General features: G+C 43.9%; 14 protein-coding genes. 9 read left to right on the forward strand and 5 right to left on the reverse strand.

All coding sequences use genetic code 11. The features are described from left to right. Nucleotides 1–241 precede the first annotated feature (241 nt). The 4 genes from ND16A_RS03965 (at nt 242) to ND16A_RS03950 (ending at nt 5,772) form a co-directional block, all read left to right on the forward strand. Nucleotides 242–604 carry a YacL family protein gene (locus ND16A_RS03965; RefSeq protein ID WP_033078719.1) on the forward strand — a complete coding sequence of 121 codons (363 nt, stop codon included), beginning with the start codon at nt 242–244 and terminating at the stop codon, nt 602–604. Nucleotides 605–719: 115 nt separating this feature from the next. Continuing rightward, a complete protein-coding gene (locus tag ND16A_RS03960; protein WP_033078720.1) occupies nt 720–1,976 on the forward strand; it encodes an efflux RND transporter periplasmic adaptor subunit in 1,257 nt (418 codons plus the stop codon). 2 nt (nt 1,977–1,978) lie between these two features. Continuing rightward, nucleotides 1,979–5,134, forward strand: coding sequence for an efflux RND transporter permease subunit (locus ND16A_RS03955; RefSeq protein ID WP_033078721.1), 3,156 nt, complete (start codon nt 1,979–1,981; stop codon nt 5,132–5,134). Between the two features lie 14 nt (nt 5,135–5,148). Beyond that, nucleotides 5,149–5,772 carry an alpha/beta fold hydrolase gene (locus ND16A_RS03950; protein ID WP_033078722.1) on the forward strand — a complete coding sequence of 208 codons (624 nt, stop codon included), beginning with the start codon at nt 5,149–5,151 and terminating at the stop codon, nt 5,770–5,772. A 21-nt stretch (nt 5,773–5,793) separates the two neighbouring features. On the opposite strand, the gene ND16A_RS21540 is transcribed toward ND16A_RS03950, so the two are convergent. The 3 genes from ND16A_RS21540 to ND16A_RS21395 all read right to left on the reverse strand — a co-directional run bounded on the left by ND16A_RS21540 (nt 5,794) and on the right by ND16A_RS21395 (nt 6,585). Then, nucleotides 5,794–6,066 (reverse strand): hypothetical protein, encoded by a 273-nt coding sequence (locus ND16A_RS21540; RefSeq protein ID WP_033078723.1) that lies wholly within the window; start codon nt 6,064–6,066, stop codon nt 5,794–5,796. A gap of 68 nt (nt 6,067–6,134) precedes the next feature. Next, on the reverse strand, nt 6,135–6,389 hold the full coding sequence (locus tag ND16A_RS03945; protein ID WP_033078724.1) for a D-arabinono-1,4-lactone oxidase: 255 nt from the start codon (nt 6,387–6,389) through the stop codon (nt 6,135–6,137). Nucleotides 6,390–6,414: 25 nt separating this feature from the next. Beyond that, the gene (locus tag ND16A_RS21395) at nt 6,415–6,585 is read right to left on the reverse strand and encodes a hypothetical protein (RefSeq protein ID WP_160173539.1); all 171 of its coding nucleotides are present in this window, start codon (nt 6,583–6,585) and stop codon (nt 6,415–6,417) included. A 54-nt stretch (nt 6,586–6,639) separates the two neighbouring features. On the opposite strand from ND16A_RS21395, the gene ND16A_RS21155 reads away from it, so the two are divergent. The 3 genes from ND16A_RS21155 to ND16A_RS03935 all read left to right on the forward strand — a co-directional run bounded on the left by ND16A_RS21155 (nt 6,640) and on the right by ND16A_RS03935 (nt 8,645). After that, complete coding sequence (locus tag ND16A_RS21155; RefSeq protein WP_152593913.1) at nt 6,640–6,888, forward strand: hypothetical protein; 249 nt, start codon at nt 6,640–6,642, stop codon at nt 6,886–6,888. A gap of 159 nt (nt 6,889–7,047) precedes the next feature. Further along, complete coding sequence (locus tag ND16A_RS03940) at nt 7,048–7,386, forward strand: P-II family nitrogen regulator (protein ID WP_033078725.1); 339 nt, start codon at nt 7,048–7,050, stop codon at nt 7,384–7,386. Nucleotides 7,387–7,400: 14 nt separating this feature from the next. Then, a complete protein-coding gene (locus ND16A_RS03935; protein WP_033078726.1) occupies nt 7,401–8,645 on the forward strand; it encodes an ammonium transporter in 1,245 nt (414 codons plus the stop codon). 281 nt (nt 8,646–8,926) lie between these two features. On the opposite strand, the gene ND16A_RS03930 is transcribed toward ND16A_RS03935, so the two are convergent. Beyond that, entirely contained in the window at nt 8,927–9,763 is an 837-nt protein-coding gene (locus ND16A_RS03930; protein ID WP_033078727.1) for an isopenicillin N synthase family dioxygenase, read from the reverse strand. 138 nt (nt 9,764–9,901) lie between these two features. Here ND16A_RS03930 and ND16A_RS0119595 point away from each other — a divergent pair, with 138 nt between their 5' ends. Both ND16A_RS0119595 and ND16A_RS03925 read left to right on the forward strand, forming a co-directional pair. Next, nucleotides 9,902–10,309, forward strand: coding sequence for a hypothetical protein (locus ND16A_RS0119595; protein ID WP_052073252.1), 408 nt, complete (start codon nt 9,902–9,904; stop codon nt 10,307–10,309). Nucleotides 10,310–10,524: 215 nt separating this feature from the next. Next, a complete protein-coding gene (locus tag ND16A_RS03925; RefSeq protein ID WP_033078728.1) occupies nt 10,525–11,013 on the forward strand; it encodes a TlpA disulfide reductase family protein in 489 nt (162 codons plus the stop codon). Between the two features lie 299 nt (nt 11,014–11,312). Here the strand turns inward: ND16A_RS03925 and putA are convergent, their stop codons facing one another. Then, on the reverse strand, nt 11,313–15,110 hold the full coding sequence (gene putA / locus ND16A_RS03920; protein ID WP_033078729.1) for a bifunctional proline dehydrogenase/L-glutamate gamma-semialdehyde dehydrogenase PutA: 3,798 nt from the start codon (nt 15,108–15,110) through the stop codon (nt 11,313–11,315). Between the last annotated feature and the right edge of the window lie 183 nt (nt 15,111–15,293).

Consider the following 15,293-nt stretch of genomic DNA (forward strand, 5'->3'; position numbering starts at 1 on the left):
TTAAAAGTGATTTATGCAGCGCTATGAATTTTAACAATGGAATAACCATTCTCTAAATTTAATACCTTGCCTAAATCACTTTTAATTCCCACTGAAATCCTGCACTTTGAATGGTGAAGGGTATATATGTTAATAATAGGTTAAGATTAAGACGTGCAATTAAACAAAAAGTTTCCATCTTGCTATTTTTTTTACTAATGCATACTATGCGCGCCATTAAACCCGATGAGAACCCGTAAAAATGGAATATACCTTTCGCACCGACTTTATTACCGGTCAACCGTTAGCGCATTTTAGTTATGGTCATGAGGCCTTTGGTCCCTGGTTAGAGCAAGAGGTCGGTAAAGATAGGGGAAAGCTAGAAAAAATTACAGAGATGCTGGTTAATGTCAGCAGTGTTGATGAAATTTGTCAAATTGGTAAGGAGTATACTTTAACTATCGCCTTTGGTGAGGTTGAGATCAGTGCCAATGCAAATCATATTGATAGTGAATTACCCGACAGCCTGGTTAACGATGTCGATGATTTTGAACAAGACTCAACCGCCAGTTGTGGCCTGGAAGATTTTGTGGAAATGCTAAACTCCTGGCAAGAATTTATTTAAATGGTGCAATGACGCTTTTAGCATTACAATAAATAAAATTTAGTTAAGCCGATGATTGGCAAGAGTTTCTGTTATTGTCTTAACCTACAGATCAAAAGCGTAATAAAGGTATCTCATGGCTTATACCCCACAATCTTCAACTGCGAGCAAACCTAAGAGCAAATTGTTTTTAATAGGTATGCCTTTGTTAATCATCATTGCTGGTATTCTTGGCTTTTCCTCTTTGAGTGGTATGGCAAAGAAACCAGAGAAAAAACCGGTAGTCAATAAAGCGCCTATTGTCGATGTGATAACGGTTGCACAACGAGATGTTACTTTTAATATTGCCAGTCAAGGGACTGTGGTAGCGCGCACTGAAACCTTGCTTATTTCAGAAGTTTCCGGACAAATTACCTTTGTTTCGGAGAAATTTTTGGTTGGTGGTTATTTTGCCAGGGGTGAGGTGTTACTCGAGATTGACCCGATAACCTATCAAGTTGCCGTGCTCGAGGCAGAATCACGGTTAGGGGCGATGCAAGCCTCGCTCATTGAAGAACAAGCCAGAACCGAACAAGCGAAAGAAGAATGGTTACTTACCGGTAAAACGGTGGAACAAGCCCCTGTTTTAGCGTTGAGATTACCACAATATCAAAAAGCCCAGGCTGAGTTAAAAGCCGCAGAAGCCGATTTGCAACAAGCGAACATCAAACTCTCTCGTACTAAAATTATCGCCCCGTATGATGCCTTGCTCAATGAAAAACATGTGGATATTGGCCAATATGTTAGCACTGGCAGCCAATTGGCAAAGACCATTGCCATAGATTTCGCCGAAGTACGGCTGCCAATTAAACAGCAAGATATTGGCTTTATTCATTTACCTAAAATTAATCAACACAATTATCAACCAACGCCAGTGCAGATCAGCTCAATGCAAGGGAGCGAACTGTTGTCGTGGAATTCAAGCATTCATCGTTATGAAGGCGTAGTGGACCAACAATCAAGGGTGCACTTCATTGTGGCGCAGGTAGCAGATCCCTATAATTTAAAGGATGTGAACACCAGTGATGCTGAATTACGAGTAGGCACATTTGTTAATGCCAGTATTGTCGGCAAGACCGAAACCAATCTCTATACCGTGCCAAGGACTGCGCTACACGGGTTGAACCAACTGCATCTCATTGACAACGCCAATAAGTTGCACATTATTACGGTTAAGGTGATCCGCAGCGAAAAAGACCGTGTTTATTTAGCCGCTGACATTGCCAGTGATATGCGCGTGGTAACCACCAAATTAGCAACACCGGTTAAGGGCATGGTGTTACGAGTAAACGGTGAGCTTGTGGAACAGACAAATGAGGCTGAATCTTTAACACCTGAAAAAGTTGAGGGCTAAAGATGAACGCCAATACTGAAAAACTCAGCGGTATTATTGCCTGGTTTGCCCGCAATAGCGTTGCTGCCAATTTAATGATGTTCTTCATCATTGTTGGTGGTATTTATTCGTATCAAACCATCAATAAGAAAATGTTCCCTGACTTTAGTCCGAATATCATTCAGGTGTCGGTGATGCATTTAGGCGCTTCGCCGGAAGAAGTGGAAAAAGCGGTAGTGCTGAAGATTGAAGAAGCGATTGAGAACATTCAGGGCATTAAACGTTTTACCTCTACGGCAAGAGAAGGCATGGCGCGGGTCAGCATTGAGCTTAATTCCGGCTATTCGCTGGAAGACAAACTCAATGAAATTCAAATGCAGGTCGATTCAATCACCACTTTTCCTGCTCAGGCGGAACGCCCGCAAGTGGTCAAACAGGAGTTTCAGGGCGACGTGCTGTGGGTGTCTGTTTATGGTTCTATGGAAAGACGCAGCCGGCAAGTTATGGCACAAAATATCCGTGACGAGATCATGGCGTTGCCCGAGGTTAACATTGCCGAACTGGTCGGTCTTCGCGATTTTGAGATCAGTATTGAAATCTCCGAAAACCAGCTCAAACAATATAAATTAACGATTGACGATGTTGCCAACGCCATCCGCCAGTCATCAATAGATTTACCTGGCGGTACCATTAAATCGAGCGGTGGTTACATTCAGCTAAGAACCGAAGGACAGGCATATACCGGCGAAGAATACGCAAATTTAGTGGTAAGAACCGCTGACGATGGTACCCGCCTTACCTTAGGTGATATCGCCACCATCAAGGATGGCTTTATCGAAGATGATGGTTTTGCCCGCTTTGATGGCGAACCGACAACATTTGTCCGGGTAAAATCTACCGGCGATCAAAATGATTTGGCCATTGCCAGTCAAGTGAAGGCGTATGTCACACAAAAGCAGAACAGCTTACCCGCTGGGGCGCACCTCGCCGTATGGGGTGACTCGTCTTATTATTTGAATGCCCGTCTCGATATGATGCTGGAGAACATGCTGCTTGGGGCGTTTTTAGTGTTTTTGATCCTTACCCTGTTTTTACGCATAAGAGTCGCGTTCTGGGTAATGTTAGGCATTCCTATCAGTTTCCTCGGTGCCTTTATCTTAATGCCGTTAATGGGGGAATGGGCGGTCTCGGTAAACTTACTGAGCTTATTTGCCTTTATCATGGTGCTGGGTATCGTTGTTGATGATGCCATCGTCATTGGTGAAAGTTCGTATAGCGAAATTAGTCAATATGGTCATAGTGTTGATAATGTCATTCGTGGCGCGCAAAGGGTTGCCATGCCAGCGACCTTTGGGGTATTGACCACCATCGCCGCGTTTTTGCCATTGCTGTTTATTGATACCAGTTTTTCAGGCTTTTTCCGCGCCATTGCCCTGGTGGTGATTTTCTGTTTGATATTTTCCATTATCGAGTCTAAATGGATTTTACCCGCGCATCTGGCGCATATGAAATACAAGGATATTGACCCGCATAATCCCCACATAGTGCATCGTATTCAATTGCGCTTTAAGGCCTGGCTCGACCGCTTTATTAATAAGCGCTATCAGCCGATGCTGGCTAAGGCATTGACCTATCGGTATAACACTGTGGCCGGCTTTATTGCCATATTCTTTATCTCGATTGGCCTTATCGCCGGCAGTTTGGTCAAAGTTGAGGTGTTTCCCAATGTGCCGATGGATATGATCCAGGGACAATTGACTATGGTTGATGGTACTTCGCCACATATTAGAAATCAGGCGTTAGACAAAATATCGCAAGCCGGTCATGCCATGGCGAATAATAATCGTCAGGCCGACGGAGAAACCTTTATCAAGCACACCATACAATTTACCAATGGTGATACCGGCGGTGGCTTTTTAATGGAGTTAAGCAAACCCGAACACCGACTGCACAGTGCCTTTGATATCGAAAAACTATGGCGGGAAGAAATTGGCGAAATTCCTGGTATCAAAGATTTGAAAGTATTTGCCGGCACCAATGCTGGTGGTGGCTCTGCCATGGAATTTCAGCTCAATGGCAGTGATGAGGTCGAACTTGAGCAAGCCGCGTTAGAGGTGCAGTCAAAATTACAAGAATACGATGGTGTGTTTGATATCAGTAACTCTTACAGCCGTGGCATGCAAGAGATCAAACTGAGCATTAAACCGGAAGCGGAAGTGCTGGGGTTAACTTTGAATGACTTGGCCCGTCAGGTACGTCAGGCATTTTATGGCGAAGAAGCACAACGGATTCAACGCGGCCGCGATGAGTTGAAAGTCATGGTGCGTTATCCGGAAAGCGAGCGTCGCTCGATTTCCGATATGGAAAATATGTGGGTGAGAACACCAAGCGGTGATGAGGTACCATTTTTTCAAGTGGCAGATATTGAAATCGGCCAGGGGTTTTCCACCATCACCCGGATCAATCAAAAACGTACCATCACTATAGCGGCAGAAATTGATGCGGCCAAAATTGAATCGAGAGTAGTCAATGGTGAAATGAATGACGATATTATTCCTGCCATTCTCGATAAATACCAAACGGTTAACTATGGCATGGAAGGCGCCAGTAAAGATCAGGCGGATTTCTTAAAACAACTGGCTTTCGCCGGTCTTGGCGCCTTGTTCTTAATCTATGGCCTCATCGCCATACCTACCAAATCTTATGTACAACCACTGGTGATCATGTCGGTGATCCCATTTGGTATCATTGGTGCCATTGTCGGTCACTGGCTAATGGGTCGCACCATTAATATGATGTCTATGTACGGCTTTATTGCGCTGACCGGGGTGGTGGTCAACGACTCCCTGATCTTGGTTGATTTCATTAACAAGGCCAAAGGCAGTGGTGAAACCATGAAAAATATCGTGTTAGCAGCAGGTAAGCAAAGATTTAGAGCCATCTTGTTAACCTCATTAACCACCTTCTTTGGTATCTTGCCAATTTACTTTGAAGGTAGTTTACAAGCGCAATTTATTATTCCGATGGCGATTTCACTAGGTTTTGGTATTATGTTTGCTACTGTGATCACCTTATTTTTGATCCCGTCGATGTATCTGATTAAAGAGGATGTTGCCAATATCTTTAGACGCAAGCGCAAGCTGCAAACACCAGCTGAAACTGAAGTTCAGCAGGCGTAAGTGAGAGCAAAGCAGTGAAAATTATTCTCTTACACGGATTGTTTATGAATAAAGTCATCATGAAGCCTTTAGCGAAACGGCTAGAGGTGCTTGGCTATGATGTCGAAAATATCTCTTACCCCAGCACCAAAGCCGATAAAGCACGCTTGTTTAACACCATCGACCAGGCCGTAGCGGACGGACCCGCCTTAATGTTAGGTCACTCTCTCGGTGGTTTGGTCATAACCGACTACTTATTTAGCCAACAAGTTAGCACCGACAAAGTCCCGATGGTGATAACTCTAGGGACACCCCATCAAGGTGCAGAAATTACCAAAGACATGGCAAAGCTCAACCTAGATGGTTTACTTGGCTCATCGCCACAGTTTGGTTTAATCCCGAAAAGATTCAAGAAATCCTGGCCAGTAGCGCAAAAATTAATCTCCATTGCCGGTAATGTAAAGTTGGGTGCCCGGCCATTACTCGACCGGGTTTGGCGCGAAGAAGTCGCCGAGTCGGACGGTACCGTAAGCATTTTTGAGACGCAAATTCCCGGAATGAGTGAACATATCATCGTGCGTCAATCCCACACTTCCATGGTCTATTCGCGCGAAGTGGTGAAAATCATTGATCATTATGCCCGGCAGTTAAAACAATAACAGCTCGTTGATTTTTACTCACTATCCTTGCTGTAAAATTGGCCAATATTGGCTCACTCGCTGGCTTCTGAGGGCGATAAATGCCGCCGGGGTAAAGGTCGTCAAGGAAGGAATATCAAAATCCACAGGCTTTACTAAACAAGAGCCCGCGGATAATTCGTTAGCAACGGTGTTTTCTTTATGCAGGGCTATGGTGGGGCTGCCGGCGCCATTAAAGCATAACGCCTGCTCTTTATAATCGCTGTTTAGTTGATACCGGCGATTGATAAATTGCTGATAGGTGTGTTGCGACAAATCTTAAATCAGTTTTACCGTTAAGCTGTGCTGATAATGTGGCAATGTTTTCATCTAAAAGGTCTAAATCAACCAACACACTTGGCAGGTGGTTGCCTTGATTTTTTAAACTTTGGTTCGATTGCGGCAAAATATTTCTTGTAATTTTTATCATGAAAATTATGACAGCTATTGCGTTGATAGAATGGACTAAGCCAGATATCGTCCGCTTTAATGTCTCTAAACTCCATTGGGAAAATCACCGGAATATTTTGCTTTTTAATGGTGGCTAAAATATCCCGTAAACAGGCAATACCGTGTTCGGCAGGGACCGAATATTCCATTTCATTAAAGCGGATATCTCTGACATTACCGAATACCTAAAATATATTCGGCATGGGGCAGGGCGTACATTTCAAAATGACGGTGCTGATCACGTAGTTCTTCGGCCTTTTCCAGGCCTTGTTGTAAATCCATCATCACTGCAGGCACTAATTCCGACCAGGCCGGTGGTGCCAGCAGCAACGGCCGCTTAACCAACGGGAGTTTGCTGAACAGCTATTCAAAGACAGCGAAAATTATTTAACCAACCAAGTGTTAGTCAATAGCGATGATCGTCGTATCGAACTCGCCTGCCATCACGAAGCCTTATACAATCCTAAACTCAGTGTCTTATTGTTAAACTCATGGCGAGGAGAAGTTACAAGGTTAACTCGACTGTTTGAACTCATGGGCACCGATGCGCCTGAAGAAGATGTTGAGATCACCTTCGCCATCATTTTGCAATTGGAAAAAAGGCAATGTTATTGCTTGTGCTTGTTGTTAAGTTTTTTCCATTGGTAGCATATCTTCCGCACCTTTGTAGTGATTCTTGAGCACCGTCATGGTGCGGCAGACAACTCTGATTATCTCTGGTTTATTGTAAGTTGTTGTATTTATTTGTTTTTTAATTGTTGGTACGTAACTTGTAACCCTATAGTCAGCTTATACATAGGGGGCGAAATGAAATTAATAAACGCAATAATCAAACCATTCAAACTGGATGATGTCAGAGAAGCAATCTCTGAAGTGGGTATCGAAGGCTTAACTGTGTCAGAAGTACGCGGCTTCGGTCGTCAAAAAGGTCACACCGAATTATATCGTGGTGCTGAGTATCAAGTGGATTTCCTGCCAAAAGTAAAACTAGAAATTGCAGTGAAAGCCGAAGATGCCGAACGCATTATCGAAGCTATTACCAAATCGGCGCATACCGGTAAAATTGGTGACGGTAAAATCTTTGTCTACGATTTAGAATCAGCAGTGCGTATTCGTACTGGTGAACTAGATTCTGCAGCACTTTAATCAGGGGATATATAATGGAAGAATTAGCAACATTAACCACGACAGTCTCTGAATTGAGATTTGCTTTAGATACATTTTACTTTTTAATATCAGGCGCACTAGTGATGTGGATGGCGGCAGGTTTTGCCATGCTGGAAGCGGGTCTGGTTCGTTCAAAAAATACTACCGAAATATTAACCAAGAACATCTGCTTGTATTCAATCGCTTGTATCATGTTCTTACTTGTGGGTTATAACATCATGTATGTTGATAACCCCGAAGGTGGCTTCTTACCTAGTATTGCCGGCCTGATTGGTACGCAAGCAGCGGACGCCGATCATTCTTTAGAATCAGATTTCTTCTTCCAGGTAGTCTTTGTTGCGACAGCAATGTCTATCGTATCTGGTGCGGTTGCTGAGCGGATGAAACTTTGGACTTTCCTTATCTTTACGGTGATTTTAACTGGTTTTATTTACCCGATGGAAGGGTACTGGACTTGGGGCGGTGGTTTCTTGTCAGAAGCTGGTTTCTCTGATTTCGCCGGTTCTGGTATTGTTCACATGGCAGGTGCTGCTGCAGCATTAGCCGGGGTGTTATTACTAGGTGCTCGTAAAGGTAAATACGGTAAAAATGGTGAAATCTTTCCAATTCCAGGTTCGAACATGCCACTTGCTACCTTAGGTACATTTATCCTGTGGATGGGCTGGTTTGGTTTCAACGGTGGTTCACAACTTTTACTATCGGATGCTGAAAATGCGACAGCGGTCGGTCAAATCTTCTTAAATACTAATGCAGCAGCAGCAGCTGGTGCGGTAGCGGCGTTATTACTGAACAAAGCGATTTGGGGTAAAGCCGATTTAACCATGATTTTAAATGGTGCCTTAGCCGGTCTGGTAGCAATCACTGCCGACCCACTTTCACCGTCGCCAATCTTCGCTAGCTTAATTGGTGCCTTAGGTGGCGTATTAGTTGTACTGTCAATCACCACTTTAGATAAACTGAAAATCGATGATCCAGTAGGTGCTATCTCAGTTCACGGTGTGGTAGGTTTCTATGCATTAATGGCGGTACCATTTAGCAATGGTGATGCAACATTTGGCGCGCAACTATACGGTGCCTTCGTGATCTTTGCCTGGGTATTCACCGCAAGCTTCGTTGTCTGGTACGCACTGAAGAAAACTGTCGGTATCCGAGTGTCTGAAGAAGACGAATACAACGGTGTTGATAAAGTTGACTGTGGTATTGAAGCTTACCCAGAGTTCGTTTCTCTGAAAAGCTAGTCACGTAAATTATCTGATAATTTATATTGAAAAGGAGCCTAACGGCTCCTTTACTATTTGGGCTACGGGCTACGGGCTACGGGCTACGGGCTACGGGCTACGGGGTACTGGCTACTGGCTAGAACCGGGGTGATTTCTAGTTCCTCGTTCCTCGTTCCTCGTTCCTCGTTCCTCGTTCCTCGTTCCTCGTTCCTCGTTCCTCGTTCCTCGTTCCTCGTTCCTCGTTCCTCGTTCCTCGTTCCTCGTTCCTCGTTCCTCGTTCCTCGTTCCACCTTCGCCGTTTAAACCTTCACACCTAACTCTCTTAATCGCTCTAGCAGGTAGCTGTGTTGAGTATGACGCTCTGATAACACCACTTCACTTCTTGGGTGTAAAAATAGCGGCAGCGATATCCGTGATTTCGTCATATCACTGTCCTCAGGGTTTATCACTCGATGACTGGTCGATGGAAAATATCCGCCTGAGGCTTCTTCTAGCATGTCTCCGATGTTGATGATTAAATTACCGAAATCAGAAGGCACATCTATCCATTCCCCCGATTGCAATTGTACTTGCAATCCTGGTTCATTGGCTGCTGGTAAAATGGTTAATAAATTAATGTCTTCGTGTGCCGCGGCTCGAATCGCCCCGGCTTCTTCATCGCCAGATAACGGCGGATAGTGCAATACCCTCAACAAAGTGTTTGGCGTATCCATTATCATATTCGATAGTGGCTCAGCATAGAGTTTCGCAACGTCGGCAGGGCTGTATTTTTCAACCCAATCTAACAGTTCAGCGGCTAACTCCGATGCCTGTCGATAGTAAGTTAAAATCTCTTCTTTCAACTGTGCTGGTATTCGGCCCCATGGGTAGACATGGTAATACTCTTTGATATCCTTTTTTGCATGACCTTTGGCGGTTTCCGATATTTGACTACTAAAAAAACCATCTTGTTTTTCCACATCAAAGGCAAAACTATGTTTTTCTTCCGATAAGAAAAATTGTTGCCAGCTCTGATAAATCGACTCAACAAGTTCTTGTTTTATTGGATGGTTTTTTAATACCCCAAAGCCGGTTTGACGTAGTGAGGCGACAAATTTTTCAGCCGCATCTGGCGCGAGGTAATCAACAACTTGCATATATTTTTCCTAATAACATTATCTGTATAAAGTGTAGCGTATTTTATTTTAAAATTAGCGGTTTTTAAATTGCCGACATACTAGGTAAATGCTATGTTATCGACAAGCATTATTTTCCTTCCGTGGCAGGAGGCCTCAATGAAAACAACAACATTAGCATTCATTTCTACCGTATTATTAGCGCAAGCCGGCTGTGCGTTTGTGCAAGAAGACCCTTGTGAAAAAATTACTTTTAGCGCCGAACAACAGGCTGAATGTGCGAGTTTGCAGCGTCAAATCGTCAATGCCAAAGGGCAACCAATTAAACGTACCGAACTTGAGCGCCGTTATGAGCTAGATTGTGTAAATTTACGCTATTATCGTGATGATATGACCGATGAACGCTGTGAAAACAAAGCCAGCGTCGATAAATGGCTGAGCGATGAAAAAGCGGAAATTGCCCGTAACCCGGAACATGGTCTGGAAACAAAAGATGTGGTTGAGCCGAAAGAAAGTAGCCAAGAATCGGGTGCTGATAGTGCCGTGAGCGTAGAAAGCCAAGAGTAATACCAATTCTTATTGGATATCTGCTCATTGAGTAATTTTATTTTGAGTAAATAAAATCACCCTTCTGGAATTTCTATAAAACTTTCTAACTGCCTGAAATTTACTGAAGATATGAATACCTATCTCCAACAAATTTCAATTGTTATAAAGCTTTTTAGAGCATTCTCAATAGATCACCTATCAATAAAATTTGGTATAAGTCGTTAGGAAAGAAGATGAATAAGCTTGCGTTAACAACATTATTGTTGCTGGTTTGTATGGCTACAGCAGCCTTTAGTCGGGCGAACGACGTGGCCAACAATATCGGCAGTAAGGCACAATTGCAGCAATTGCTTGATGACAATAAAGGCAAAGTGGTTTATCTCGATTTTTGGGCATCCTGGTGTATTCCTTGTCGGAAATCCTTTCCCTGGATGAACGAGATGCAGGCAAAATATGCTGAACAAGGCTTAAAGATAATTACCGTCAATGTCGATGTCGAAAAATTTTTAGCCGATGAATTTTTGCAAGATAATCCAGCTAACTTTACCGTGATTTATGATCCAAACGGTGCAATCGCCAAAGAATTTAAACTCAAAGGCATGCCAAGCAGTTATCTGTTCGATAAAACGGGTAAACCAGTATCGGCCCATGTCGGCTTTTTTAATAACAAAAAAGCCGACTACGAAGCCGAGATAGTCAAGCTGCTAGCAACGAGTCGATAGTTGCTCGCTGTCAAGTAGGGAGGTCCTGAAACAAGTTCAGGATGACGGCGTATTTTTCAATTATTTTTGTTAATTTGAACCACGTCATACCGACGAACGACTGCATGGACGCAGGAGATAGAGTAACGCATGGAGCAGTTACCGAGGTCGGTACCTCCTCTCGCGTATAGTGCGTTAATTTATTTACCCCATATCACCCTCTAAAGGCTATCCCTGCCTGTCGGGCATAAGTACAATCCATGTACAAAAAAGCGACCAACCGGCCGCTTTATAATTGACAAAGTTTAAGCGAATTCGCGTTACTCTGCCATTTCCATCGTCATTAATGATGCATTACCGCCAGCGGCAGTGGTATCAATAGTAATGGTCTTTTCAGTAACTAAACGTTCGAACAGTTTAGGTAAGGTTTGTGCAGTTATCACTGGCAAAATTGCGCCTTGTCTGGCGGCTAATTTTTCAGCAATAATTTGTTTCAAGCGTGAGTTACTTGCAACTACGGCACCGGCTAGATGTTTATGTTCCAGCACTAGAGGCAAATGATTTAACGATACTGCCTGGAAAATTCCAGGAACTAAACCAATTTCGCTCAGTACCTTTTCGCATTCTTGCGCTTCTGCTAAGAAACCGTCGCTAACGACCGCAACAATGGTATTGGCCGATGCAAGAGCAGAAACAACCGCGACTAACCAATATTCAAAACTGGTATCCTGATCGCCAACAACCGCCACCGTGCCACGAGATTCAAGGTAAAGTTTATTCGACTCACCAGTAGGACCCGGAAGCGTGATTGGCTTACTCAGCTTTTTCTCAATCATGGTTAACTGTTCACGAGCAGCAATTAAGCTTTGTTCAAGTTCACTTTGTTGTGAAACAAATAGCTTGTTTGATGCTATTTTTGCGAGTAACTGACGGGCAATTGATACTCGAATAGTGATGCTGGTATCACGCCATTTTAACTCATCATTTTTTGCCGCTTGCAGCTTAGCACCAACTTTCCAGGCATCGTTAGCAAAATCACTAAACTGTCTTTCCAGTGCTGTTTTTTCGGTTGCGGATAATCGTCTATCTTCACTCAATTTTGGCTCTTTCACCAAACGAGTTAAATACATAGGTCCACCGGCTTTTGGACCTGTTCCGGATAAACCTCGGCCACCAAATGGCTGTACGCCAACAACGGCGCCAATCATGTTCCGGTTTACGTAAACATTACCGGCACGTGAGCGTTTGGCTAAGTATTCACTTTTTTCTTCAATACGGGTGTGGATACCCATAGTTAAACCAAAGCCGGTACCGTTAATTTGATCAATCACATTGTCAATATCGCTGGCTTTAAAGCGAACAATGTGGACACATGGGCCAAAGACTTCTTTTTTCAGCACTGACAAATCACTGATTTCATACAAGCGTGGCACAAAGAAGTAGTTACCAACATCGCCCATATCCGGAGCTTGGCATTGATAGTGTAATGTCGCTTTATCTGCTAAGTAGCTAACATGCTCGTTTAGTGCGGTTAACGCTTTATTATCAATTACCGGGCCAATATCGGTACTAAACAACGCCGGGTCGCCAACATGCAACTCTGCCATGGCACCTTTGAGCATATCGGTAACTTTATCGGCAATGTCTTCTTGTAAAAACAACACCCGCAATGCTGAACAACGTTGACCAGCACTTTGGAAACCTGAGGCAACTACATCATCAACTACTTGCTCTGGCAGCGCCGTTGAATCCACTATCATACAGTTTTGACCACCGGTTTCGGCAATAAACGGTACCGGGTCACCTTCACGCTCGGCCAGCTTTTGTGAAATCCAGGTGCCAGTTTCCGTAGAGCCGGTAAACATGATGGCCTGTACACGCTCATCCGGCACTATGTGGGCGCCAACTTTGCTACCACGAGCAATAACGGGTACCACCACGCCGTTTGGCAGGCCACATTCATGCATTAATTCGATAGTACGTAAGGCAATTAAACTGGTTTGCTCTGCCGGTTTTGCCACCACCGTATTACCGGTAACAATTGCCGCGGCAACTTGTCCCAAGAATATTGCTAAGGGGAAGTTCCATGGACTGATACATAAGACCACACCGCGAGATTGTAATTCTGAATCCGTTAGCATGGTTTGTGCGCGGGCGGCGTAGTAGCGACAAAAATCTACCGCCTCACGAACTTCACTAACACCATCGACCGGAATTTTACCGGCTTCTTTAATACACAAGGCAATTAATTCATCGCGATTTGCTTCTAATGCATCGGCAGTTTTTAATAAGATTTCAGCACGCTGTGCTACATCTGTCGCCGACCATGAAGCAAAGGCGGCCTCAGCAGAGGCTAAAATGTCCTGCATTTTGGTTTCATCGGCATGAGTTAAATAACCGATAACTTCGTTGTGGTTGGCCGGGTTTGTTACCGGTTGTGCACCGTCAACGACTACCTTGGTTTGTGCTTTGGCATACCAGTTATTCAAATTATCACGCATTTCCGTTACCTGATCGATATCGGTTAAATCAATGCCTTTCGAGTTATCACGCTCACCGCCATACATGGCAATTGATTGCGGGATTTGCGGGTTGTATTTATCTTGCCAGCTGCGCACTTCTTCAACCGGATCGCTAAGTAGCGACTCAACCGGAATATTTTCATCAACAATGTTGTTTACGAAAGAGCTGTTGGCACCATTTTCCAATAAACGACGTACCAAATAGGCGAGCAAATCTTCGTGTTCACCAACCGGCGCATAAACACGACATGGTACGTTATCATTAGTAACCACTTGATCATATAAAGACTCTCCCATACCGTGTAAGCGTTGGAATTCAAAGCCTTCAAGGTTTTCAGCCATTTCAAGAATAGTGGCTACCGAGTAGGCATTGTGTGTCGCAAATTGCGGGTAAATAGTATCGCGGTAGCTTAATAATTTTTTCGCACAGGCATGATAAGACACATCCGTTGCTGGCTTACGAGAAAATACTGGAAAATCTTCATAACCTTCAACCTGGCTAATTTTAATTTCCGCATCCCAGTAGGCACCTTTTACCAGGCGCACCATCATTTGACGCTTCGCTTTTACGGTTTGTTCGCGTACCCACTCAACCACATATAAGGCACGTTTTTGGTACGCCTGAAGCGCAATACCGAAACCATCCCAGCCGGCTAAATCGTCATCTAAAAATACCGCGCCAATTACATCGAGAGAAATGTCTAAACGATCGGCTTCTTCAGCATCGACGGTAAAGCCGATATTGTAGGCTTTGGCTCTTAAGGCTAAGTCTTTAAGGCGGGGAATTAACTCTTCAATGACGCGATCGCGATGGGAGAATTCATAACGAGGATGAATCGCCGAAAGTTTAATTGAAATGCCCGGACTTTTTTGCGGACCTTTACCTTTTGCGGCTTTACCGATCACTGCTATTGCTTTGACGTAGCTGTCAAAGTAACGGTCAGCATCTTTCATTGTGCGCGCACCTTCACCTAGCATGTCGTATGAATAGGTATAGCCTTTTGCTTCCGTTTTTACGGCTCGTTCAACCGCGGCGTTAATGGTACGTCCCATGACAAACTGGGTGCCCATAATTTTCATCGCATAACGCACGGCCTGGCGAATGACTGGCTCGCCTAAACGGCCGATGGTTTTCTTCAACAGACCAAATTGTTGTTTCTTGTTGTCATCTGAGTAAGTCACTAACTTACCGGTTAACAACAATCCCCAGGAAGAAGCATTGACAAAAATCGAATCACTATTACCAATATGCGAGCTCCAGTCGCCTTCGGCTAACTTATCGCGGATCAGATTATCAGCAGTTAATTTATCAGGAACACGTAATAATGCTTCGGCCAAACACATTAACACCACGCCTTCTTCACTAGAAAGCGAGAACTCATTCAACAGTGCATCAACCCCGCCTTTACCGGTTTGGTCTTGACGAATTTGCACCACTAACTGGCGTGCCCTTTCCCAGGCTCGAGAACGAGCATTGGCATCAATTTCAGCGAGAGGTAGTAAATTGGCTAACACCTCATTTTCGTTGGCACGGTAGTGATTGCGAATTTGCTGACGGATAGGATCGTTTGTGGTTAAAGTACCATTAAAAAGCATTGTTAAGCCCCATATAAAGTAATTCAATTATCGATGAAATTGCACTGTAAGTTTAATCGAAAATCTTAAAGTTTCATGATTAACAGCTGCTAACAGCATCAGTTATTTAATGTTTTCCGAATTTTAAAGAAAAAACCACAGAATGTGCTGATGAAATTCCAGTTATTTCAGTGTATTATTTGG

Origin of the sequence: Thalassotalea sp. ND16A (assembly GCF_000764205.1) — a bacterium.
Classification (GTDB): Bacteria; Pseudomonadota; Gammaproteobacteria; order Enterobacterales; family Alteromonadaceae; genus Thalassotalea_A.

What these genes read in the sequence shown, in the direction of transcription:
- ND16A_RS03965 (WP_033078719.1), top strand. Translation starts at nt 242, where the DNA reads ATGGAATATACCTTTCGCACCGACTTTATTACCGGTCAACCGTTAGCG.
- ND16A_RS03960 (WP_033078720.1), top strand. Translation starts at nt 720, where the DNA reads ATGGCTTATACCCCACAATCTTCAACTGCGAGCAAACCTAAGAGCAAA.
- ND16A_RS03955 (WP_033078721.1), top strand. Translation starts at nt 1,979, where the DNA reads ATGAACGCCAATACTGAAAAACTCAGCGGTATTATTGCCTGGTTTGCC.
- ND16A_RS03945 (WP_033078724.1), bottom strand. Translation starts at nt 6,389, where the DNA reads ATGGAATATTCGGTCCCTGCCGAACACGGTATTGCCTGTTTACGGGAT.
- ND16A_RS03940 (WP_033078725.1), top strand. Translation starts at nt 7,048, where the DNA reads ATGAAATTAATAAACGCAATAATCAAACCATTCAAACTGGATGATGTC.
- ND16A_RS03935 (WP_033078726.1), top strand. Translation starts at nt 7,401, where the DNA reads ATGGAAGAATTAGCAACATTAACCACGACAGTCTCTGAATTGAGATTT.
- ND16A_RS03930 (WP_033078727.1), bottom strand. Translation starts at nt 9,763, where the DNA reads ATGCAAGTTGTTGATTACCTCGCGCCAGATGCGGCTGAAAAATTTGTC.
- ND16A_RS0119595 (WP_052073252.1), top strand. Translation starts at nt 9,902, where the DNA reads ATGAAAACAACAACATTAGCATTCATTTCTACCGTATTATTAGCGCAA.
- ND16A_RS03925 (WP_033078728.1), top strand. Translation starts at nt 10,525, where the DNA reads ATGAATAAGCTTGCGTTAACAACATTATTGTTGCTGGTTTGTATGGCT.
- putA (WP_033078729.1), bottom strand. Translation starts at nt 15,110, where the DNA reads ATGCTTTTTAATGGTACTTTAACCACAAACGATCCTATCCGTCAGCAA.